The organism is Blastocatellia bacterium (assembly GCA_025054955.1).
In the GTDB taxonomy this organism is placed as follows: Bacteria; Acidobacteriota; Blastocatellia; order HR10; family J050; genus JANWZE01.
The window spans coordinates 1-23838 of sequence record JANWZE010000011.1 but is presented as its reverse complement, the minus strand read 5'-3'; the positions used below and the strand labels follow the sequence as shown (position 1 = coordinate 23838).

Here is a 23838-nt window from a genome sequence, read left to right as displayed (position 1 = left end):
AGCAGAACATCCAAATGGCAGTCTCCGATTTTCTGTGCGTATTCGTATGACACCGTTATGATGGTGGGGCGCCCTCCAGAGGCCGCACGAGCGGCCCGTGACAAGATGGCCAGTCGTGCAACGTCTGGGACAGCGGATCGAACAATGGTGGCGCATTGCCGAGGCGCCAGAGCAGCGCGTTCGTGGCCAGCGATGGAACAGCACGAACGAGCTGATGGAAGAACGAGGCAGCGCCTGCTGAAGGCGCGATGGATCGTCGGTCAGCGATTCCAGACGTTATACATCTGGCTACCCGTTGGTGGGCGGGGGCAGCCGCCGCCACGGCTCGGAGTCAGCGCGCGTCCACACAGCGACGCCCCTACAAACATGCGTCGCCGCAACACAAAAACACCACACCTCAGCGGGCACCTACACAGCGATGTCCCACAAACCATGTGGTCTTTTCCTCCGCAATCGGTTTTAACTGACGCCGAGTTTTTCATTGGCCGACCTCTGGGACCTCTGTTTCCGCTGAACAGGAACGCCCATCGGACTTTGCAAAACCTCGGAAATAGACTATACTAGCAACAAACTTGAAGAGAGATCTCAAAAAAGGAGTCACGAACGGTGAGCAAAATTACTGAGCGCCTGGAAGAAGAATTAAAAGCGCTACAAACCGAACTCACGGTCGAGTTGCCGCGGGCGTTACAGGCAGCGATTGCCAACGGCGATTTGCGTGAAAACGGCGATTATCAGGCGGCCAAGCAACGGCAAGAATTCGTTCGCGCTCGAATCGCTCAACTGCAACGGCAGTTGGCTGAACTCTCGCTGATTAACATCAACAATCTGCCTAGAGATCGCGTGGCCTATGGCTCAACCGTCAAGCTGGTTGATCTGGAAAATGGGGAGACCTTTACCTACCGACTCTCCATCGGCGCTGAAGTGGCTCCTGAGAAGGGCTACATTTCCGTCTCATCGCCTGTTGGAGCCAGTCTGCTGGGTAAAGCGGAGGGCGACGAGGTTGTGGTACAAACACCCACGCGCCGCCGACGTATGGAAATCGTCGAGTTACATACGATTCACGAAGAAATGGAGCAGCAGTCACTGGACACAGCGTCTGAGCGCTGAAGGCAACAACGCCGGACCAGGACAGTCCCATGATTAGTGAACACATTGCAGCCATTGGCAGTCGCGCTCGCGACCGTCTGGTGGTCTCACTTGCCCGGTTTAACCTGAGTCCTAATTTTCTCACGCTCTTCGGGCTGGTGGTGAACATCTTGGCTGCGGTGCTCTTTGGGCTGGGTCAATTTTTCTATGCCGGCCTTGTGTTGATCGTCGCCGGCGCGTTCGACATTTTGGATGGCTCGCTGGCTCGGCGCACGCAGCGCGTGACCAAATTTGGCGCATTCTTTGATTCGGTGTTGGATCGCTATTCAGATTTAGTCGTGTTCATCGGCATCATGATCTTCTATGCTCGTGACACGGCACACCACAGCACGCTCTATGTGGCGCTGACGGGTATTGCTTTGATGGGGTCGGTCATGGTCAGCTACACACGGGCGCGCGCCGAATCGCTCATCGCTGAATGCAAAGTCGGGTTCCTGGAGCGGCCAGAACGAATGGTGCTTCTGATCATCGGCTGTTTCACCGAAGCTCCATGGATTGGCCCGAGCTATTTCTTTCACAAGATGCCGGCAGTGCTGTGGGTGTTGGCGGTTTTGTCCCATTGGACTGTCGCACATCGGATGTACTACACGTGGAAACAACTGCAACCGGCGACCCCGCCGAGCGAATCGGTTGTCGCATCACGGCAATCTGTCTCGGCCAAGCCGGCCGCTAATGAATGGGTGTATCTCTCCCACAAAAATAAAGAGGCATGAACCGCATGGACAAACATCACATCATCGTTTGCCCAAGCTGTGAGAAAGAACTGGTCTCGGCAACCACCTGTAGCTGCGGCGCGCGCTGGGTGGGCCCGCCGATTGTCGCCCCGATGGTGCAAGTTCCCCGATTGGGATATGGTCTGACGGCGACAGCCCTCATCATGCTGGCCATCATCATTCAACTGGTGATCACGGGCCGGGCGCTCTATTTCACCAACCAGACGTGGCGTTGGGAGCTCTTCCTCACGACCAGTTATTTGGCCCGCTTCTTCCTTCCGGTCATGCTGCTGGCTGCATACCTGGCCTGGAAAGGGTTGCGCCTGGCTACAACCCGCCCAAACGAGTTTGGCGGACGACGATTGGCACGCGCCGGGCTCGGACTCTCACTGGCTGCTTGTTTGATCAACGCTTCGATCTTCGCCGCGCGCATCCCGGATTTGTTGGAAAACCGCCGCATTAAACAACGGATGTACACGGAAGCGATGATGTATAAACTCACCAACGCGATCACCTTGTATCGCCAACAGTACGGATCATACCCGACGAGCCTGATTGACTTGCAAGAAATGGACCCTGAGATACGCATTGTGCTCGACTATTGGGAGAATCCGCTTGATTACCAGCCGCTCTCGGCTGTCGTCGCATCAAGCGCTGTGCCGCTGCCGTTTGACCACTATCTGTTGCGGTCTCGCGGTCCTGACGGCATCGCTGGAACAGCCGATGACATTATCATGCGAGACGGTGTGATCGTTTCGGTCTCTGAATTACCGACAGAAGCCATACCTCCAGCCGAACCCCAGCGATAAGTTAAATGTTCAACAAAATCCTGATTGCGAATCGAGGTGAGATTGCTGTCCGTGTCATCCGAGCCTGTCGTGAAATGAACATCTCGCCGGTCGCTGTTTACTCCGACGCAGATTCACGGGCATTGCACGTTCGGCTCGCTGATGAAGCCTACCGGCTTGGGCCTGCGCCCTCCACAGAAAGCTATTTGCGGATTGATAGGATTTTGGATGCAGCTCATCAGGCCGGCGCTGAAGCGATTCATCCCGGCTATGGATTCCTCGCTGAAAACGCGGCCTTTGCCCGAGCGGTGGAGGAAGCCGGTTTGGTTTTCATCGGACCGAACTGGCAGGCCATTGAAGCGCTCGGTGATAAGACACGGGCGCGTGAAATCGCCATCCGAGCCAACGCGCCGGTTGTGCCGGGTTTGACCAAACCGGTGACCGACGTCAATGAGCTGAAGCGCCTTGCCCAAGAAGTCGGTTTTCCGATTCTGCTGAAGGCGGCAGCGGGCGGCGGCGGCAAAGGCATGCGGCGGGTTGATAGCCTGGATCAACTGGATGCGGCCTTCGCCTTGGCTCGCTCAGAAGCTGAATCGGCCTTCGGCAACGGCGCCATCTATTTTGAAAAACTCCTTGAGCGTCCTCGCCACATCGAAATACAGGTCATCGGCGACCGCTATGGCCACATCATTCACCTGGGCGAACGCGAATGCTCTTTGCAGCGGCGTCATCAAAAAGTCATTGAAGAGTGTCCGTCGCCATTGAATGATGCCGAGCTACGCCACCGCATGGGACAGGTAGCCGTCAGCATCGCCAGAGAAGCCGGCTATTACAACGCCGGCACAGTCGAATTTCTCGTTGATCAGCAACGAAATTTTTACTTCCTCGAAGTCAATACACGGCTGCAAGTTGAACATCCGGTGACGGAGATGGTCACTGGCGTTGATCTGGTGCGTGAGCAAATTCGTATAGCTGCCGGAGAACGACTCGACTGGCAGCAGGAGGATATCCAGTGGCGAGGCGTGGCGATTGAATGTCGCATCTGCGCCGAAGACCCAGATAATAATTTCATTCCCTGCCCTGGCACGATCACTCGTCTTCGTCCGCCGGCTGGCCCTGGCATTCGTGATGATAGCGGTGTATTCAGCGGCTGGTCGGTTCCTGTCTTTTATGATCCACTGCTGGGGAAACTCATTGCCTGGGGCCGGACGCGAACTGAAGCGATAGACCGGCTGCGCCGCGCGCTGGATGAATACGTGTTAGACGGCATCGGTTCGACCATTCCATTCTACCGTGAAATTCTGCGCGATGCCGAATTCATTGAAGGCCGACTCGACACAGGTTTCATTGAACGTTTTCTCAGCCGACGTTCGCAAAATTCAACGGGCCTTCCCACCGTCGTGCGCCAGGCCGCCTTGATTGCAGCGACGCTGCATTACACGGATCATTCGACTCAACCCAGCGCCAACTCCCACCAAGCGGCCGGCGACAGCGCCTGGAAAATGCACGGTCGTATGATGCTGCTCAACTCACGGTTATGAAATACGAAGTAGATTGCCACGGCGAAACATTCACTATCGAGCTGAGCGGCGACAGCAACCGTCGCACGGCCACCATCAACGGTGAGACGGTCGAGTTTGACGTGAGCCAGCCAGAGACAGGCATCTACCTCGTCACCATTAACAATCGCGTGATTGAAGTACGGACGGCAGGTGATCCAGCCAACGGGGCGATTGACGTACTAGTAGGTGGTCAAAAATTGTCGCTCCGGATTTCTGACCCGCGACGAAAGCGACGAGGCGGACTAACGGTGACCGGAACGATTCAACTCAAGGCCACAATGCCCGGTCGCGTCATCTGCTGGCTTTGTCAGCCAGGTGACCAGATCACAGAAGGTCAAGGTGTGCTGGTGCTCGAAGCAATGAAGATGCAAAACGAAGTCCGCTCGCCCAAGGCTGGCGTGGTCAAGGCAATCAACGTCTCTCCAGACCAAACCGTCGAAGCTGGCGCCGTGCTGGCTGTGATTGAGTAGCAACTTGCCCCGCCGACTAATGCCAATCACGGCTGAGTAGCAACTTGCCCCGCCTATCAACGACTCATACCAATCGCGGAGAAAAAGACCACACTTGTGGAGTCAAAAGGCATGATGAGACCTATAGTGATTCGCAGTTGTGACTAGACAGAGCAATGGGCATTGATGCGAAGCCGCTTATTTCTATTGCCGGTTTCGATGCCAACTATGTGGGCAGGATCAGTCCATGGCAAACGCTATAGAGCGTTCTGCTAACCGTGTCGCTTCATCAAACACGGCCTTTCTCGGACTATCGGCATGGAGCTTGGTTCATCCACAACAATCAACGATGAGTGAGCCACAAGAGCTACTGCACCAATCGCGCAATATCGCTGTAAATGATGAACCCCATGAACAGAACGATCAACACGAAGCCGACCGTCTGAATCTTCTCGCGTAAAGCCACTGTAAATTCGCGTCCGAACAAGGTAAAGCTCTTTTCGACAAACAGCATGAACACCTGTCCACCATCGAGGATAGGGATCGGCAGTAAATTGAACAACCCCAGACTCAGACTCAACATGGCCATCAGCATTAGCAGCGGCTCAAAACCTTGCTGGGCCACTTTGCCGGAGATCGAAGCAATCTGCACCGGTCCGGCGAATGTATCGCCAACAGCGCGATGACCACTGAGGACCGCTCCCACAGCTTGTTTCATCATCCAGAGGTTCCGTCGGTTGTGATCCACTGATGCGCTCAGTGCCGCGCCGAGACCTAATTGCTTATGAACCATTGGCGGCACGTAACTCTCGTTTTGCGCGAAGCCAATCCGACCGATGTTACGCGCTTCATCGAAAAACGGCGTGATGACTTTGTCAAACGTCGTGTTCTGACGGACCACGGTGAACGTCAGCGGACGACCAACGTTGGCAGCGACAACGGCTTGAAGCTCATAAATGTGACGTATCGGCGTGCCATCTATTTTGATGATCTTGTCGCCCGGCTGCAATCCAGCTTGTTCAGCAGGTGAGCCTGGCTCCACGCTACCGATTACCACACCATCGCCTGGCCAATCAGGTAACATGCCAGACAGCCCCATTTTTTCTCCAGATTGAATCCGGGTCTGTAATTCGATGACCAGATCAAGGCGTTGACCATTGCGCTCAACTTGAAGAGGAATTTTCTGACCTGGCTTCAAAAACGTGATGTCCTCGACTTGCTCCCAGGTTGGCGATTGAATGCCATCAAAGCTCGTCACCAGATCGCCCTTCTTCACACCAGCTTTGTCAGCCGGCGATCCCATGGCGACAAAATCAACGCGGGCCGGCTGATCCTTATAGGCGGGCACTTGATAACTGACCATAAAGAGGGCTGTCGGGAGCACAATGGCTAATAAAATGTTGGCCAACGGACCAGCAATGAAAATCAGAAAACGCTGCCAGGCCGGCTTCGTGCTGAGCGCGCCTTCCAAGTCTTTGGACGCTTCAATTTCATCAGGATTCTCTCCCAGCATCTTGACGTAGCCGCCTAGTGGAATGGCGCTGATGCGATAATCGGTGCCATTTCTGGTAAACCCGATCAACCGCGGCCCAAAGCCGAGACTAAACGTCTCAACAGTCACCTTGAAGAACTTGGCCACCAGAAAGTGCCCCGCTTCGTGAATGAAGACGAGCACTCCGATGACGACGATGAACGTTGCCAGCGTCAGTAGGATGTCCACTCGATCTTACTCCTCGTTAATGTTTGTCTGCCATCCGCGCGCCTGACAGCAGGCCTGCGCCAGGAGGCAAGCTAAAGTGTAAAGTATGTTCACGCCTTGTGTCTACAGAGCCGACCCGAACAACCACAACCTTAGCGCGCGATGGAAAGACGGATCACACGCGGCCACTAGCCGCGCGACCTCCGTCAATGAACTGTTCAGACTGCTGACGCGCCCACTGATCAACTTGAATCAATTGATCGAGGCTCTGCACGGGTTCAATCGCATGCGTCATCATGACTGCGTGAATGAGCTGCGGAATCTCCATGAAGCCGATGCGGCGATCCAGGAAAGCCTGCACAGCAACTTCATTAGCGGCATTCAAGACTGTCGGCATCGTGCCCGATGCAGTTGCCGCCTGATAAGCCAATCTGATACAGGGAAACCGCTCCACATCGGGAGGATAAAACTCCAGTGCCAGAGACGGCGAAAAGGAGAGGCGCGGCAATGACGTCGGCTGGCGTTCAGGGAACGTCAGCGCATATTGAATAGCAAACCGCATGTCGGTAACGCCAAGCTGGGCGATCAGCGACCCGTCAATCATTTCAACCATCGAATGAACCAACGACTGCGGATGAATCACAACATCCACTTTGTCGGCGCCACACCCAAATAACCAGGTGGCTTCGATGATCTCCAATCCCTTATTCATCAACGTGGCCGAATCAATTGTGATCTTCCGTCCCATCTGCCAGGTCGGATGATTCAAAGCTTGTTCCGGTGTAGCCGCTTGCATCTGTTCAAGCGATGCTTGCCGAAACGGCCCGCCCGACGCCGTCAAAATGAGCCGCTGAATGTGCTCAGGATTCACCCCCAGCAAACACTGGTGTATAGCATTATGCTCGCTATCAACAGGCAACAGCTCAGCGCCGGTGCGTTGGGCTGTCTTGGTCATCAGCTCACCGGCGATGACAAGGGTTTCTTTGTTAGCTAAGGCCACCCGCTTGCCAAGTTCGATGGCTCGGTACGTTGGGCGCAGCCCAACGGCGCCAACAGTTGCGGCAACGATGATGTCGGCCTCTGCCAGGCTAACCAGTTCGATCAGCCCCTCAATGCCAGCATACAGACGTGGCCGGTGTGTGACTCCCAACACGCTCAACTGGTCACGCAGCAGGGGAATATCTTCCTCGTGGGCAACAGAGACAGCATCGGGACGAAATCGTCCAATTTGCTCGGCCAGTCGGCTCAGATTACGACCTGCACCCAACGCCATCACGCGGACGGCTCCGCCCAGATGCTCAATCACCTTGAGTGTATTCTCACCGATGGAGCCGGTTGAGCCTAGTATGACAACATTCTTCATGACGACCAGAAGAAGCGGTAATAATAGTACAGAATCGGCGCATTGAACAGCAGGCTATCGAGTCGGTCCAACATGCCGCCATGACCGGGCAGGATAGAGGCAGCGTCTTTGATCTTGGCGCTTCGCTTGAGCAACGATTCGCACCAATCGCCGACCTGTCCGACAGCGCCCATGACCAGCGCCAGAAGCAGAGCATGTCGCAGAGGCATCTGAGGAAAAAACAAAAGGTGGGCCAACCCTGCGCCAACGAGGCTGCCCAACAACCCGCCGAGTCCGCCCTCAACGGTCTTTTTTGGACTGATGACGGGAAGCAGCGGACGCCTGCCGAATCGCTTGCCGATAAGCATAGCCGACGTGTCGGCTGCCCAATTGACCAGTAAAAAGAACAAAAGCAGTTGCGCCGATAGCGCCGTTACTCCGTTGTCAATCATCCGAACGCGGATTAAATAACTGGCCAGAACAGCCACGTAAACAACACCGGCGATCGTGGCCGACGTTGATACAAGCGCCGTCTCGATAGAATGTCGGTAGGCTATATGAGCGATCATGCCGACGGCCATCGTCGCCGCGAGACTGGCTTCCGTCAGGCCTGGCCGATCAAGCCAAACGCCGATGACCACCCCAGCACTACCTAACCAAGCAACCCAACGAGGCCCTTGATAACCAACTTTCTCGGCCATCAATTGAAATTCGCGGACGCCGATTAGCACAGCGAGCAAAACAATCAGATTGAATGCCCAGGCCGGTCCCCACCAGATGATATAGACCAGCAGTGGAATCACAATGAAGGCTGTCAGCAATCGCTGCTTCATGGCTTTATCGGGCCTTCATCAGCGCAGCAGGCGCGACTGCTGACACACCACCAAACCGTCGTTCTCGTTGCTGAAAGGCAATGATCGCAGAAAATAACTCAGCTCGCCCAAAATCAGGCCACAAAACATCGGTGATGTACAACTCCGTGTACGCGATTTGCCAGAGAAGGAAATTGCTGATGCGCATCTCACCGCTGGTGCGAATCAGCAGGTCAGGGTCTGGCAACCCGGCTGTATACAGATGAGCCTCAATCAACGGTTCATCAATGTGCTCGGGCTGCAACCCCTGCTGGAGGGCGTGCCGGTATAACGAACGGAACGCATCCACCAATTCGGTCCGTCCACTGTAATTGAGCGCCACATTCAATCGCATGCCCGTGTTGGCCGCCGTCTCCTGCATCGCCCATAGCACCTTTTCGCGGACGGTTGCCTCCAACTCGTTCAATCGGCCGATGGCATTCAGCCGCACGTTATGCCGTTTGAGTGTGCTCAATTCCCGATGAATGAATTCCTTGAGCAACTGCATCAAGGCATGAACTTCTTGAGCTGGTCGTTTCCAATTCTCGGTGGAAAACGCATAGAGCGTGAGCGCGTCAATGCCCAATCGGGCACAGGTATCAACGGCGAGGCGCGCCGCCTGCGTGCCGGCGCGATGCCCCATCACACGGGATTTGCCGCGCGCGCGCGCCCAGCGCCCGTTACCGTCCATGATGATCGCGATATGCTGGGGTAAGTGATCAGGATCAATCCGACTGAGCAGTTCTTCCTCGCGCGAGCCTTTCTCAATAACGCCGGCAAAGTCTATCATGATATTAATCCATCGCCTGCCTCAGCAGGGGCAGCAAAACCAATCTTAGTAGTCCACCCGAAGCAGCGTCAACCCTTGAGCCGGTAAGGTCGGTCCGGCTTCAACGGCCGGATCGTGATGTAACAAGGCGGCGACCTGCTCAAGCGACATCCTACCACGCCCCACTTCTTGCAACGTGCCGGCCAAACGCCGCACCATCGCCCGTAAAAAACCATCGGCGGTCACGCACAATTCCAGCATGTGGTCAGATTCAACCAACGTGATCTCGGTGATCACTCGGATCGTCGTCGAACGCTCTTGTGACCGTGAAGAAAACGCAGCAAAATCGTGCTTGCCGAGCAATAATGAGCAAGCCTCCTGCATACGGCTCACATTCAACGGATAGAAACATGGATAGACGTACCGATATAGAAATGGACTGACCACTCGACCGAGATAGAAACGATAGCGATAGGTTTTTGCTTTTGCATCAAACCGAGCATGAAACAGGGGGTCTACAGGCGATGCCTCCACCACACGAATGTCACGCGGCAGGCACGCATTGATCGCTCGAATCAAATCGGCTGTCGCCCAGCGACGAGAAAGAAAAAAGTTAGCGACCTGCCCTTCAGCGTGAGCGCCAGCATCGGTTCGCCCGGCGCCATGTACGATCACCGGACGCTGATCCAATTGCGAGAGCGCCTCTGTCAATACGCCTTGAATTGTCCGCCGCCCAGGCTGTATTTGCCAGCCGTGATATTCCGTGCCGTCATATTGAAGTACGGCTTTGATGTTGTTCATGCTGATTGCCGCGTCCCCGGCGCCGTGAATGGCATCCCCTGCTGACATAACGGGCATTCGCCGGGTTGATAAGTGGGAATCTCCAATGTGACGAGCGAGTGCAGCTTTAATCCCAATGGGAACAACAGGCCACGACCACGATTGATCAGCGAACCGACACCGACAACCTGCCCGCCGCGGTTCAGCGCGATTTGAATGACCTCGTTCAATGACTCACCTGTGGTGACAACGTCCTCAACGACGACGACTCGTTCGCCCGGCGCCAGATGAAACCCGCGACGCAATTGCATATCCGAATGCTTCCGCTCAGCAAACATCGCACGGGCACCGAGCGCGCGGGCTACCTCGTGCGCCACGATGATGCCGCCGATGGCCGGCGCGAGCACCACCTGTGGCTGCGCCTGCCTGAAGTATTCAGCTAGCAACGCGCCCAGATGGGCTGCTTGATCGGGATACTGAAGCACCAACGCGCACTGAACATAACGTGGACTATGCAAGCCGGATGAAAGTAAAAAATGGCCGTCCAGCACGGCGCCAGTCTGCTCAAAGATGCTCAGAATTTCATTCATACCTAATGACAACACGTGAGCCTCTCACTCAGCGCGTTCTCTCCTCTCTGGTTGTTGGGGTGGCCGATCTCTTTTTTGATCAGTCACCGCCTTGACGTCATCCTCAATCAGCGGACTCAGCAGGAGTTCTTCTTCTTCCGAGTTTTCGCTGACTGTTTGCAACTGGTGCTCTTCCACCAATCCACGCACGTTGACCGTGCCGCGCGCCTGTCGCAAGCGGGCTTTCAACTTCTGCATGAGATTATCCGAAAGCGGCTCGGCTTCTTGCGCCAATGCTCGCGATTCTAGTTCCAAGCCCTGCCCCGCGCGTTGCTGGACCGCTTTTCCGTGAGCTTCATTAGCGCCCGTCAAATCGCCTTTGGCATACAACGCGCGCCCCAGATCAGCATACGCTTCAGCATACACGCCATGCCGTTGCTCAATCGCTTTGTGGTATTCTTCAATTGCCTTCGTGAGTTGACCAACGCGCGCGTGCAAGCGACCTTTTTGATAGTGCGCTTCGGGAAAGAGATCGCGTCGTTCCTTGATTGCCAGGTCAAGTTGTTCAATCGCGGCATTCAAGTTGCCCTGCCGCGCGAGCAACAGCGCCCATTCATATCGCGCTTCGGGAAAGCCTGATGGTTGCGCCTGACAGGCAGCTTCCAGCGCTTTGATGGCCTGCTCCATGTCACCCTGACTGGTCAGGGCGCGGCCTAGCCAATACTGCGCTTCTGGGTTAGCGCTTTGCTGGGCTAGCGATTGCTCAAAATGATGGATCGCCTGGGCATACTCTCCCAACTCGTAGAGAACTTTGCCTAATTCAAAATGCGATTCAGGGAAATTGCCGTCACGTTGATCGAGCGCTTGCCGGAAGTGATGCTGCGCCTGCGCCAGGTCTCCTTTGCGAGCATAGACGAGGCCCAAATGATAATGCGAGTCGGGATCGCGCTCCTGCAGTTGAATCGCTTGGACAAACGCATTGATGGCTCCATCCAAATCACCAGCGTTAAACAACGCCAATCCCAGATTGTTCAACGCATGGGGGTCTCCTCCCTGAGTTTGTTCAACAGCCACACGATAATGCTCAACGGCTTTTTGCAGTTGACCGCGACTCAACCAGGCGTTACCGAGATTGCGTTCAGCTTCGGGGAAGCTGCCGCCGCTTTGCTTGATGGCCGTTTCATAGGCCTGAATCGCCTCATCAAACCAGCCTTTGCTGTAGAGCGCATTACCGAGGTTGTAATAGGCGGCTGGGAAATGCTGACACTGTTCGATGGCCGACTGCTGAGCTTCAATGGCCTCATCAATCTGCCCGGACTCGTACAACACGATGCCAAGATTGTGATAAGCATAGGGGAACGGCCCGCTTTCTGCGTCAATGGCTTGACGAAACGCAGCAATCGCCTCAGCCAAGGCGCCTTTTTCGGTGAGGGCCAAACCACGTTTCAGATGAGCCTGGCTATATTGCGGATCAATGGCAATGGCTGAGTCGTAAGCTTCGATTGCCTCGTCCAGTTGACCTTGAGCGAATAAGGCATTGCCCAGATCGTAAAAGGCTTCGGCTTCGGGTTGATCGCCGGCTTGCTTGATGCTTTCACGGAAGGCAGCGATCGCGCCCTGCAGATCGCCGTTCTCATAAAGCGCCAAGCCCAGGTCATGATGCGCGCGCGCGAAATCGGGTCGCTCGGCGATAGCCGCTCGATAGGCGCTTACCGCCTCGCTTATCTGGCCGTTCAAGTAATACGCCACGCCGAGCGCGTGCTGCGCTTTATAAAAATCAGGGCTGAGCTTCAACGCTTGACGATAAGCGACGATAGCCTCTTCCAGTCGGGACTGCATCGCCAACCCACGACCCAAATTGTAATAGGCGCCGGCAAAGTCCGGCTGCTGCTCAATCGCCACGCGAAACTCACTGATCGCTTCTTCAATGGCCGATGACTCCAGATAAGCACGACCTAACCAATAATGAGCTTCAGGCTGATGATCTCGTTGTTTGATAGACGTGGTCAGCGCCTGAATGGCCTCGCTCAGTTGACCTTCTCGGACCAGCGCCCGACCCAGCGCCGTATATGCTTCCGGCCACGCGTCCGGTCGCAAGGCGATCGCCTGGCGAAACGCCTTGATGGCGCCAGCCGTGTCGTTTTGCGCAAACCGAGCGACCCCCATGTCATGAAACGCTTCGGGAAAGTCGCCATGACGTTGAGCAATGGCTTGTTCAAATGCCGCAATGGCTTGTTCAGGCTGATTCAAGGCAAATAACACCCGCCCTAATTGATGGTGAGCTTCAGGAAATTCACTCTCGCGTTGCCCGATGGCGAGCTTCACTTCGCGGAGCGCCGCTTCGGCTTGCCCAAGCTCCAACAACACACAGGAAAGATTGTAATGCGCATTGGGAAAATGCGGCTGTTCACTGACGGCCTTCTGGAGCGCGTTTAATGCGCCTTGCAAGTCGCGTGTGGCATACAAGACACGCCCCAGATTGTGCCAGGCGCGGGCAAACCGCCCACCGGCTGAATCAACCGCCGCTTGATAAGCAGCCGCAGCCGCGCGTAAGTCTCCCTTGGCAAAATAGAGTTGCCCCAGATCGTATTGCGTCTCGGCCACATCGTAACCTTCGGCGATCACCTTCTGATACAAATCAATGGCCGCTTCGATTTGCCCCTGCAACGCCAACGCCTTCCCCATATCGCGCTGAGCTTCGGGATAACGCCCCTGGCGTTGCTCAATCGCTCTCTTAAAACAGGCAATGGCCTGATCCAGTTCGCCCCGCGCTAACAGAAAACGACCATAGTCGTAATGCGCCTTGGGAAAGAAAGGATTTTGCTTTGTCGCCAGAGCGCAGGCTTCAATCGCCTTGTCTAACGATCCCTGCTCAGCATAGGCCAATCCCATATCATGATAAGCCAAAGGAAATACGCCGCCACGCAAATCAATGGCCGCTTGAAAGGCTTCAATCGCCGCATCAAATTCACTCTGACGAAACAAGGCGCGCCCCAAATGATAATGGGCATCAGGATTATTCGGTTGATCGTCCAGTGAGGCCCTAAACGCAGCGACCGCCGGATCAAGGTCCCCTTTGATGAGCCAGGCGCGACCCAATTCAAATTGCGCCTCGGCGTAATGTCCGCCGCGTTGTGAGACGGCCTGTTGCAAAGCCTGGATGGAACGGTCTAACTCGCCGATGTCCAACAGCAGCTTGCCGAGCTGGAAGTAGTATTCGGGATTGGGATGGCTCGATTGTTCAATGGCACGCTCGAAGGCAGTTACCGCTTCAGTGATCTCGCCTTGTTGCCAGAGGGCCAGTCCCAGATTGTAATAGGCTCGCGGGAATAACCCACCGCGCTGAGCAATCGCTGTGCGATGGGCTTTGATGGCTGCATCGGTTCGCCCTTGCAAGGCCAGCACACGACCCAGACTCTCAAAGGCCAGCGGATTATGTCCGCCCTGCTGCTCAACCGCCTTTTGATAAGCTTGTACGGCTGCCTCCAGCTTGCCTTGTTGAAGCAAGCAGGCGCCAAGATAAAAATAGGCATCAGGATTGACCGGTTGTTGCTCAAGCGCTTTGGTGAAGGCATCTACGGCCTGATCCAATTCGCCTAGATCACTGAGGACTCGTCCAAGGTAAAAGCACGCTTTGGGGAATCGCCCCTGCTGATGTTTAATGGCCAACTCAAAAGCGGCAGCCGCGCCACGCAGGTCGCCACGATTGAAGCGTGCAACCCCTTCGTCAAAATGCTGCTGTGCAATGTTGTTCAGTTGTCGTTTCATGAAAGCCTGCCCGATTGAACGCGGATGAACCGATCGCGCGTCTCAACGATTGTCCATCGCTTTGGATTCACGAACACTCCATACCAACACGCTCCCACCAGTCACTGACCATTGAATCGGCGAGGAACCGTCGCCAGCTATTTGTCCCACTTCTTGCTGATCGAGCGCCAGAGCGATAGAACTCGGTTGAACCCGAACAGTGATCTCCACGGCGAATTTCCTCATCAGGTGATTCTCTACGGGTGTCATATCCAGTAGGCGTTCGCCATCGGGTGTGATCAACGTGGCAGCCCATCGTGGCGACTGGTTTTGTTCACCAGCTCGCCAACGCAGTTGCAAGGCGCTTACGCCGATTTTCAGGGCAAGCGTCGGATAGGCGCCACGACGAGCTAGCGGGACGAGGGAATATGTTCGCGCCTCGCCGCTTTCCAACGGCTTGTCGCTGATAAGGCGGTAGACAGGCGTGTCGTCCTGACTCTCTATCAGTATCGCCTCAGACCGCTGTTCCAACCATGCCCGATCCTCAGGCCGAGGCGAGAGTTTGCGAGCCTCTTCTAACAAACCAAGGCGAGCCACGTAAACCCGCCAGAGCGCCTGCTCGGCTTCAGGAAATGGGATGGCCTGACGACTGATGGTCAGTTGTAATTGCTGCGCTGCCTCGTCACAACGATTGACAGCCCAATCGGCTAACGCCAGCGCGAGCGCCAATTCAGCTTGTGGGTAATGACCACCACGCAATCGCACGGCGGCGCGCAGCTCGCTCACCGCGCGCTTGACCTCGCCTTGCTCGTAAAGGAATTTGCCAAACTCAAAGCGCGCGCGCGGATAGTTTCCATTTCGACGCGAGATCGCTTGCTCAAAGGCTTCGCGGGCCTCGCTGAACTGGTCGCGCCGAGCCAATGTCAAGGCTAAATACATCTGGGCTTCTGCGCTGCCTTGAGGTTGCGCCGCGATTGCTCGCCGCAAATCCCGCGCAGCGTAATCATACTGGCCGCGCACAAACGAAGCCTTGCCCATTTGTAGCCAATCGTCCGGCGTTTCAGCGGCTTTGGAGATAATTTCGCTGAACAGCGCGTTGACCACACTGGTTTCGCCACGCTGCAACGCCAAGTCCATTAACGCGACTAACGATGGCAAGTGACGCCGCTCAGTGCCTTCCACCGCTTGCTGAAATTGACGCTCAGCCTGCGACAGCTCACCGCGCTCAAGCAATAGTTGCCCATAGTGGTAATGAGCCTCAGGATAGAGACCACCCATTTGCTCAATCGCCGTTTGATATGCGCGGATGGCGTTCGTCTCGTCGCCTTGCTCAGCGTAAACGCGGCCCAGCAACATGTGCGCTTCCGGGTTGACGCCTTCTGTGTTTGCCAAAATCCGTTTCAGCTCAGCGAGAGCGCCCGCCCAATCGCCGTTTTCAATTAGCTCTCTGGTCAACAGCAACTGATCAACTGGCGCCATCAACGGAACGTCAGAAGTGACCGGCGGCGGCGCCGGCACCGCCGGTTTCATATCATACCAGTGCCAAAATCGAAACCCGGCGCCGGCGATAACGACGAGCAAACCGGCAGACACAGCCAGTAGCCAGCGTCCCCGCTTCGAGCGAAACCAACGGCGCCAGGCCAGTTGATCGTTCGATTTGGCTCCCGTAGCAATGACTTCTGCCGGAATTGCCGGCTCAGGCGTCAAAGTCATCATGAACCCATTTCGACCACTGACGCCTGGCTCGCTCGTTTCTACCAACCCCCCGTACACGGCCGATTCAAATTCCTTGGCCAACTCCAACACGTGCTGTTGACGCTCGGCTGGATCCTTGCTGAGCGCCCGCATCAACACTTGCTCCACAGCGGGCGGCACATCGGGCCGCAAGTGGCGCAATGACGGAGGCTGCGCTTGCACGTGCTGAAGCATGACTTCCATCGGCTCGCCGATAAACACAGGCCGGCCCGTCAACATCTCGTAAACAATCGTCCCTAAACTGTAGATGTCCGACAGATGCGTCGGCGTCTTGGAGTTGCACTGTTCTGGCGAAGCATATTCGGGCGTGCCGACGAAGATATTCTTGGACACCGGCGTTTGAGTGCTTCGCTTCTGCTCGTCCAACACCTTGGCAATCCCGAAATCGAGCACTTTGACATAATCAGTGCCGTCGGCAAACTGCTGAAGCATGATGTTGTCCGGCTTCAGATCACGATGCACAATGGATTGCGCATGCGCAGCAGCCACAGCCGCGCATATCTGTTGCAAGATGGCTGACGTGCGCTCCAGTGAAAATGGCCCTTCGGCTCGCATCACAGCCTTGAGCGTTCGCCCTTCGACGTATTCCATGAGCAGATAGACCACATCGCCGTCACGCCCGCAGTCTATGATGTTGATCGCATGTGGATGATTCAGGTAAGCAGCCGCTTTGGCCTCATGCAGGAATCGTTGCACAAAGCTGTCATAAGCAGCCAGGTCTTCCAACAACACCTTGATGGCCACAATCTTGCCTGTGATGATGTGGCGAGCGCGATAGACCGACCCCATGCCACCTTCGCCGATCTTTTGTTCGATCTCGTAGCGCCCTGCTATCACCCGCCCGATGAGCGGGTCGGTCTTGACTTCATTCATCTCGTCTCACCGGTCCCCAAGGGGTGCCCGATTCCCCCTCTTCAGCGAGCGGTCAATCTTATTCATTTCCTTAACCAAATGCAAATCTAGCTGGCTATTGAAAGTTGCCAGAAGAGACGATAAAGTACCGGCTCACATCACACGCTCAGGAGAGTCAAGCCATGATTGTGTCAAGACGAGAGTTTCTCAAGGCAAGCGCCCTGACAGGTGTGGCGATACCACACGCGACAACGATTGGTTCGTCCGCCGCTGAAACCGCTCGAGCCACGCCGCCGCTGGTCATTGCCAGTTCCAATCGAATCGAAGTCGAAGGCGCTGAACCGTACTACGGCGGACTTCGCGCCACTGCCAGAGCGTTGGAACTGCTTCGACAAGGACGCGACACACTGGAAGCTGTTGTGGCCGGCGTGAATCTTGTCGAAGACGATCCCAACGACGATTCTGTCGGTTACGGTGGCCTGCCCAATGAAGAAGGTGAAGTCGAACTCGATGCGTCTGTCATGCATGGCCCGACAGGCAAGGCCGGAGCCGTGGCTGGACTCCGATACGTGAAAAACCCGTCAAGCGTCGCAAAATTGGTGCTAGAACGAACCGATCACGTCCTGCTTGTCGGCGAAGGCGCTTTGCGATTTGCGCTCTCTTACGGGTTTCCTAAACAAAATTTATTGACGGAACGCTCCCGCAGAATATGGCTGCGCTGGCGCGAAGAACGCAGTAAAGACGACGATTGGGGTCCGAGCGACGTCAAACTGGTGCCTGAAGAGCAATCATGGGAGACACGATACCTGCGGCGGATTTTAGAGCATCGTCCGACCGGCACGATCAATTGTCTTGCGTTGAATGAAAAAGGCGAAATCTCCGGCGTTACCACGACGAGTGGTCTGGCGTTCAAAATTCCTGGCCGTGTCGGCGACTCGCCGTTGATCGGGGCCGGGCTTTACGTAGACAATGACATCGGCGCTGCCGGCTCCACCGGACGCGGCGAGGAGGTCATCAAGATTTGCGGCGCGCATACGATTGTCGAAAACATGCGGCACGGCATGTCGCCGGTTGACGCTTGCCTGGACGCGCTTAAGCGCATTGTGAATAAATACAAAGGCCGACCTGACTTTCAGGTGAAATTCTACGCATTAAACAAAAAAGGCGAATACGGGTGTGCTGGGATTTGGTCTGATGTGGAATTTGCTGTGAGCGATGCGAAAGGTCATCGTATTGAACCCGGCGCGTATCTGTTCAAGCGACCGAAAAAATAAATCCCCTGCCGAGGGCATCGGATGCTCCGAAGTCGGTCATGTCATCTTATGGAGGAAGAGATAGCCGTTGGTTTGCGTTGGGCGCGATGGCACGTTCTGAGGGTATCGGACTTGCGGTTGCTAAGTAGGTGGACAAAATTTCTGGGACATTTTGGGGACGGGAACTTTTGGAGTGCGGTGACGTGTCACCGCTTTCAAAAACGCCACGAACTTTTGTCACGTTACTTAGCGCTGTGCTGACAGAAGCCCTACACATCAAAAACCAAAATGCATCCGGAGCAAGCGAGGAGGTTGGAACATCATTGATTGAGAACTGATACCAATAGTCCGGAGAAAGGGGACGTTTGATGCAGCGACATGGAATGCAGGAGCATAGCGTCAACAGCAGCCTCCGATTTTCTGTGCGCGTTTGGTAGAAGCACAACACTCCCGTTTAGAAGCCAAGTTGCCGTAGGAACTCCTTCACTTGCTCAAAAGCTCTATTATCCCATGGCAAGTACCCCGCCTGGGCCGCCTCACCTAAACGCTTTCCTGCTTCCTGTTTTGAAGCCAGGAAGACCTGAACCCGCGCCTTTGAAAGATTCTGTGGCGTATGAAGACCTTGCTTTTCCAGACATTGAAAGTATTCCTCCACACATCCCATTGCGGGGTCTTGAGCCACCGATTCCAGGCAAAGGTCCTCCAACGTCCCCGCCTTATTTTGCCCAGGTAAAATCATGACGGTGACTGCAGGGTCACTACCAGCGGGCGACAAACACCTGTCAGGGAAACGCAGACCCGCATCTTTTAATGCGTCACAGACACTTTGGAAACCAGCGGTCGCGTTCTCGTCAGCGTCCCTAACGATTCCCAAAGAGACCACCTGACTAAAGCCTGGGGACAACGCAAGTGCTTTCAGACTCGGGCGGAGCTTCGCCTTGCCCCCAACGGGCAGGACCTGAATGTTCCGCAGTCCCATATGTTCAATGAGTGCTTCAAAGAACAACTCTTCGTCCTTGCCCTCCACCACCAGCAACCGCGATTCGGTGATTTGGATGGTCATCATCGCACCTCCAAACCTGTCTCCAGGGCCGCTGCTAGCACCTCTTTATCGTAAGTAACTGCACGGATGACCTCATTCTTTCGCTCCAAGCGATGCAGGCGAAAATCGTACAGCTCACTCTGCGTGAATGCCTCATGAGCCGCTGTGATACATTCCAGACTGTGTGTGGTAGCGAAAACCTGCGTGTTAAACCGACGCGCGTACTTCCCAATCACCTGCCACACACTGGGTAAAATGGAATGATGAAGCCCATTCTCGATTTCATCTACCAACACAACGCCCCCAGAGGCGTTGGCGATTCTCAATACGAGACTGGCAATACGCACCATACCCTCTCCCATGACGGGTAAAGGGAGGAGACGTCCTACTCCCACGTCTCCGTGTATCATAGGAACACCACCCGTTACCACAAGAGAGAGGCGACGCAACTTTGGCTCTATGACACGTAACGCTTCTACGAGCACGTCCTGTTGCCCAGCTATGTCGAGTTTCCCGATGAGTTCGGCGTCCTCTTGCCAAGAAACAGGCATGCGCGCCGCGAGGAAGAAGGCCGGAAAGGGCGGCGGCGGTGGAATCGGCTCTGTGCGCAAGCCCGTGGGATCAAGAATCATGTAATACTTATCCTCCCTTCCCTCCTGCCGATACACGAGTTCAAGTACGGTCTCTACAACTGTTGACGATAGGATAGCACTCTTTGATGTCAGAGGGAGGTTCTCAGAGCTCCCTAAATCACGTTGGATAAACCAACGAAGTCTCGCCAGTTCTTCTGGCTGACGGATGACCCTGAGCTGAAGAAGCCGATGTTCAGCGACGTCATTCTCCCCTTCCAGTTCCACATTCTGAGAGACATTGAAGTCGCTGAAGAGTGAATCCCAAGGGGTTTCTGCCCGTTTCCCAAGTTCGACCTTTATAGAGTCTATGCCGCGAAAAGCGTTGATGCTTAAAGTCAAAGCTGGGTTGTAGGCACCACAATGGAGGAAGAGTGCCTCCAACAGAGCCGTTTTGCCTACGTTGTTGACTCCCGCAATCAGGTTAACACGCTCCAGGCTGTCAAGGGTCAACTTCCGAAGGCACCGAAATCCACGCACTTCAAATGATCTATACATGACAAATCTCCTCAGGTTTTCTGTATCTAATGTTCCCCAAACTTATACAAATGCCGAGTGCAGATCATACATTCCTGCTCGGTCAGGCCAAGTCCCACTAAGCTTTTCAGCTCCATGAAGGTGGTTTTTCCCTCCGCATTTAGTGTTAGGTCGAGGCGATCACCGAAACTGATCGCCTCAACCTTTTCCTTGGCCAGCGGAAGCGACAACTTAAGGTTTCGCTGCCCCGGCGGCCTTCGCTGCTTTAGCAAAATCGCCAGCCTTGATGATCGAAATCTTCGCCGGATCAATGTACCGGCGCATGGCCGCGACAATCTGCTCAGGCGTGAGGGCTTCGACCCGTTTCTCCAACTCGCGGTCCCAGGCCAGCGTGCGATTCAAAAACAGATACGAATTCAAACGGCTGGCCAATTCACGGTCTTGAGCGCGGCTGACTTGACGTGACTGGAGCCAGCCGGATTTGGCTGCTGCGACTTCTTCGGCAGTGAATCCGTCTTTCAGCATCCGCTCGATCTCTTCTTTCAAGGCTGCTTCTAAGCGCGTCACGTTCTCCGGCGCGTAGATGGCGAAGCTGAAGAACGTGCCGGCCTTGTCCAGCGAGCTGGCTTGCAGTTGCGAGCCAACGCCATAGCTGATGCCTTCTTTTTGGCGAATTCGCACGGCCAGCCGCGAATTAAGGAATCCACCACCCAGCATGTAATTGCCTAAGACCAACGCGGGGTAATCAGGATCGTCATCGCGCAGCGGCAGGTTCAACCCGGCTGTCAGTACAGCATTGGCTTTGTCCGGCGTCTCAAACGATTTGTTGATCGCAGCGACCTCATGATAGGCACTTGGGATGCGCCGGTACGGGCGACGATTCTTCCAGTTGCTGAACAATTCAGCCACGAGGTTTTTGAATTCCTGCTCGTCGAAATCGCCGATGACGGTCAATTCGCCCTGTGACGCGCCGTAAAATTCTTCATAGAACTTTCTCACATCGTCGAGCGTGACGTTTTTGACTTCTTCGATCTGCTCCTCCGGCGTAGCAACGTACCGCACATCTCCCTTGGGATAAGGGTTCAGATGACGAAAGATCGCATTGAAAGCGATAGCCTGCGGCTCGGTTCGCTGCTGTTCAATCTGGGCCAATTGCTCTTCTTTGAGCTGTTCAAATTCCTTCTCCGGGAAGGATGGCTCGCGCAGCACCTCAGCCACCAATCGCATGACGCTTGAGAGATTTTCGCGTGTTGTCTCAATCGAGGCGAAGACGGAACCAGCTCCACCGCCGACGAATGCGCGGGCCTTGAGTCGGTCAAGCTCATCCTGAATCTGTTGACGTGTGCGTTTCTTCGTGCCGCGCATCAACATCTGGCCTGTCATCGAACTGACCATCTGCCGATTCTTCAGACTTTGTTCATCGCCCAGGCGCAGCGTCAGTGAGGCCCGCACCGCGTTGCCGCGTGTTTGCTTGGGCAACAGGGCAAGCTTCAAACCACCGACGGTCACGCGTTGGACGCGCGCTTCAATGTTTTCCGGCGTTGGATCAAATTCTTCCCCTTCCGCCTTGGCCACATCACCTTTGTAGTCTTTCAGCATGGCCGCTATATCCGGCGTGGGTGGAATTTCGGCGCGGTCCGGTTTATCCGTCGGAATAAACAGCCCCAGTGTGCGATTGCTGGGTTTCAAGTACGTTGTTGCTACACGCTGCACGTCATCCACTGTCACAGTGCGTAACCGATCGCGATGCAAGAAGAACAATCGCCAATCGCCAATGGCCATCCATTCGCTCAGCTCAAGCCCGATGCGATCAGACGCATTCAAATTGAGTTCGATTTGCTTCAACAGTTGATTGCGAGCCCGTTCAACCTCTTCCTTGGTCACGGGATTCTTGGCAAGGCCTTCGACGACTTGCAACATTGTATCCCGCGCCGCATCGAGCGAAGCTTCCTGACGCACCTCTGCTCCGAGGATCATCACGCCCGGTTCGTTCAACTGGAAACTGAAGCCATAGACGCGGCTCGCCTTTTTCGTTTCCACCAAAGCCTTGTGCAACCGCCCCGACGGAGTGTCCGCTAGCACTTGCGTTAAGATGTCAATGGCAGCGAAATCGGGGTGCGCGCCGGCGGGCACGTGATAGCATAATCCTACAAGTTGAACATCACCCACGCGCCGCACTGTAACCGACCGCTCACCGTCCTGCGTTGGTTCAGTTGTGTAGAACTTTGGCAGTGTTCGCGTCGGCTTGGGGATCGGCCCAAAGTATTTATTGATCAAATGCAGCGTCTTGGCCGGATCAATTTTGCCAGCAACCAGGAGGATGGCGTTGTCTGGTTGATAGTAGGTCTTGTAAAACGCTTGTAGCCGTTCAATCGGCACATTCTCAATATCGGACCGCGCGCCGATGGTTGACTTGCCGTAATTGTGCCAAAGATAGGCCGTCGAGATCATCCGTTCTATCAACACGCCTTGCGGGTTGTTTTCACCAGCTTCAAGTTCATTGCGCACGACGCTGAATTCGCTCTCCAGGTCCTTCTTGGCGATGAATGAATTGACCATCCGATCAGCTTCCAAATCAAGCGCCCATTCAAGATTTTCATCGGTGGCAGCGAACGTTTCAAAATAGTTGGTGCGATCTAACCATGTTGTTCCGTTAGGACGGGCGCCACGCTCGGTCAACTCCTGCGGAATGTTGGGGTGCCGCGGCGTGCCTTTGAACAACAAATGCTCCAACAAATGAGCCATGCCAGTTTCACCATAGTTTTCGTGTTTGGAGCCGACAAGATAAGTGATGTTGACGGTGATCGTGTCTTTCGACTTATCGGGAAAGAGCAACACGCGTAGCCCATTCGGCCAGCGGTATTCACTGATGCCTTCAACCGAGGTGACGAACTGGACGCCTTCCGGCAGCCCACTTACTTGCGCCGAGGCATCAATCATTCGCGCAGCATAGGCCGGTGGCATTGATGCGCTCAACCATCCAACGAGCAACAGCGCGACGATCAAAACATGAAACGATGCTTTCAGATTATGCTTTTTCATACCCTTGCCTCCCTTCAGAATGGGGCGCAGGCGCGAAGCCTGTGCCGCCATTCTCATTGTTCGTGGCGTGCCATAGCATAGGGGCGATTCCCTCGCTAATCACAGATGACGGTCTATTTGAAAAGAGAACTGCATGGAAACAGATTCGACGAAACAACTCGACGTGCCTGATCAGAAAATCTATCGTCATCGGGTTGATCCGCCACTGCCGCCTCGCAGCCGTTTTCGTTATCCATGACTATGCCATCATGGAGCAGCAATTGCTTAAAAACCTCAGGTAATGTTTTCTCAGATGATCTTCCAAAGGTCCCTCCTCACGAGACGAAGAATCTAGGGGGAGATAGAAACGGCTGTCAAGCCAGAACCACGAACC

At 55.0% G+C, this 23838-nt stretch carries 18 protein-coding genes; 7 read left to right on the top strand and 11 right to left on the bottom strand.

Features of this window, described 5'->3' with window-relative positions; genetic code table 11:
- The first annotated feature begins 97 nt into the window (after positions 1–97).
- The 6 genes from NZ823_01065 to NZ823_01040 all read left to right on the top strand — a co-directional run bounded on the left by NZ823_01065 (position 98) and on the right by NZ823_01040 (position 4679).
- A complete protein-coding gene (locus tag NZ823_01065; GenBank protein MCS6803717.1) occupies positions 98–241 on the top strand; it encodes a hypothetical protein in 144 nt (47 codons plus the stop codon).
- Between the two features lie 365 nt (positions 242–606).
- Complete coding sequence (locus NZ823_01060) at positions 607–1107, top strand: transcription elongation factor GreA (protein MCS6803716.1); 501 nt, start codon at positions 607–609, stop codon at positions 1105–1107.
- 29 nt (positions 1108–1136) lie between these two features.
- On the top strand, positions 1137–1859 hold the full coding sequence (locus NZ823_01055) for a CDP-alcohol phosphatidyltransferase family protein (protein ID MCS6803715.1): 723 nt from the start codon (positions 1137–1139) through the stop codon (positions 1857–1859).
- A 5-nt stretch (positions 1860–1864) separates the two neighbouring features.
- Positions 1865–2668: a hypothetical protein gene (locus NZ823_01050; GenBank protein ID MCS6803714.1), complete on the top strand. Its 804-nt coding sequence runs from the start codon at positions 1865–1867 to the stop codon at positions 2666–2668.
- 5 nt (positions 2669–2673) lie between these two features.
- Positions 2674–4188: an acetyl-CoA carboxylase biotin carboxylase subunit gene (gene accC / locus NZ823_01045; protein MCS6803713.1), complete on the top strand. Its 1515-nt coding sequence runs from the start codon at positions 2674–2676 to the stop codon at positions 4186–4188.
- Positions 4185–4679 carry a hypothetical protein gene (locus NZ823_01040; protein ID MCS6803712.1) on the top strand — a complete coding sequence of 165 codons (495 nt, stop codon included), beginning with the start codon at positions 4185–4187 and terminating at the stop codon, positions 4677–4679. The genes accC and NZ823_01040 overlap by 4 nt, the downstream gene beginning before the upstream one ends.
- 346 nt (positions 4680–5025) lie before the next feature.
- On the opposite strand, the gene rseP is transcribed toward NZ823_01040, so the two are convergent.
- The 8 genes from rseP to NZ823_01000 all read right to left on the bottom strand — a co-directional run bounded on the left by rseP (position 5026) and on the right by NZ823_01000 (position 17043).
- The gene (gene rseP, locus NZ823_01035; GenBank protein ID MCS6803711.1) at positions 5026–6378 is read right to left on the bottom strand and encodes an RIP metalloprotease RseP; all 1353 of its coding nucleotides are present in this window, start codon (positions 6376–6378) and stop codon (positions 5026–5028) included.
- Positions 6379–6532: 154 nt separating this feature from the next.
- A complete protein-coding gene (dxr, locus tag NZ823_01030) occupies positions 6533–7720 on the bottom strand; it encodes a 1-deoxy-D-xylulose-5-phosphate reductoisomerase (protein MCS6803710.1) in 1188 nt (395 codons plus the stop codon).
- Positions 7717–8532 (bottom strand): phosphatidate cytidylyltransferase, encoded by an 816-nt coding sequence (locus NZ823_01025; protein ID MCS6803709.1) that lies wholly within the window; start codon positions 8530–8532, stop codon positions 7717–7719. The genes dxr and NZ823_01025 overlap by 4 nt, the downstream gene beginning before the upstream one ends.
- A 4-nt stretch (positions 8533–8536) precedes the next feature.
- Entirely contained in the window at positions 8537–9340 is an 804-nt protein-coding gene (locus NZ823_01020; GenBank protein MCS6803708.1) for an isoprenyl transferase, read from the bottom strand.
- A gap of 45 nt (positions 9341–9385) precedes the next feature.
- Positions 9386–10120, bottom strand: coding sequence for a tRNA pseudouridine(38-40) synthase TruA (truA, locus tag NZ823_01015; GenBank protein ID MCS6803707.1), 735 nt, complete (start codon positions 10118–10120; stop codon positions 9386–9388).
- Positions 10117–10689, bottom strand: coding sequence for an orotate phosphoribosyltransferase (gene pyrE / locus NZ823_01010; GenBank protein MCS6803706.1), 573 nt, complete (start codon positions 10687–10689; stop codon positions 10117–10119). The genes truA and pyrE overlap by 4 nt, the downstream gene beginning before the upstream one ends.
- A gap of 24 nt (positions 10690–10713) precedes the next feature.
- The gene (locus NZ823_01005) at positions 10714–14436 is read right to left on the bottom strand and encodes a tetratricopeptide repeat protein (protein ID MCS6803705.1); all 3723 of its coding nucleotides are present in this window, start codon (positions 14434–14436) and stop codon (positions 10714–10716) included.
- Positions 14437–14478: 42 nt separating this feature from the next.
- Positions 14479–17043: a protein kinase gene (locus tag NZ823_01000; GenBank protein ID MCS6803704.1), complete on the bottom strand. Its 2565-nt coding sequence runs from the start codon at positions 17041–17043 to the stop codon at positions 14479–14481.
- Positions 17044–17204: 161 nt separating this feature from the next.
- Between NZ823_01000 and NZ823_00995 the strand changes: the two genes are divergently transcribed.
- Positions 17205–18296: a N(4)-(beta-N-acetylglucosaminyl)-L-asparaginase gene (locus tag NZ823_00995; GenBank protein MCS6803703.1), complete on the top strand. Its 1092-nt coding sequence runs from the start codon at positions 17205–17207 to the stop codon at positions 18294–18296.
- A 433-nt stretch (positions 18297–18729) separates the two neighbouring features.
- Here NZ823_00995 and NZ823_00990 read toward each other — a convergent pair whose 3' ends face one another.
- From NZ823_00990 to NZ823_00980, 3 genes are all read right to left on the bottom strand, one after another.
- The gene (locus NZ823_00990; protein MCS6803702.1) at positions 18730–19341 is read right to left on the bottom strand and encodes a hypothetical protein; all 612 of its coding nucleotides are present in this window, start codon (positions 19339–19341) and stop codon (positions 18730–18732) included.
- Positions 19338–20444, bottom strand: a complete 1107-nt coding sequence (locus tag NZ823_00985) for an AAA family ATPase (GenBank protein ID MCS6803701.1) — start codon at positions 20442–20444, stop codon at positions 19338–19340. The genes NZ823_00990 and NZ823_00985 overlap by 4 nt, the downstream gene beginning before the upstream one ends.
- A 210-nt stretch (positions 20445–20654) precedes the next feature.
- A complete protein-coding gene (locus tag NZ823_00980; protein MCS6803700.1) occupies positions 20655–23387 on the bottom strand; it encodes an insulinase family protein in 2733 nt (910 codons plus the stop codon).
- Positions 23388–23838 lie beyond the last annotated feature (451 nt).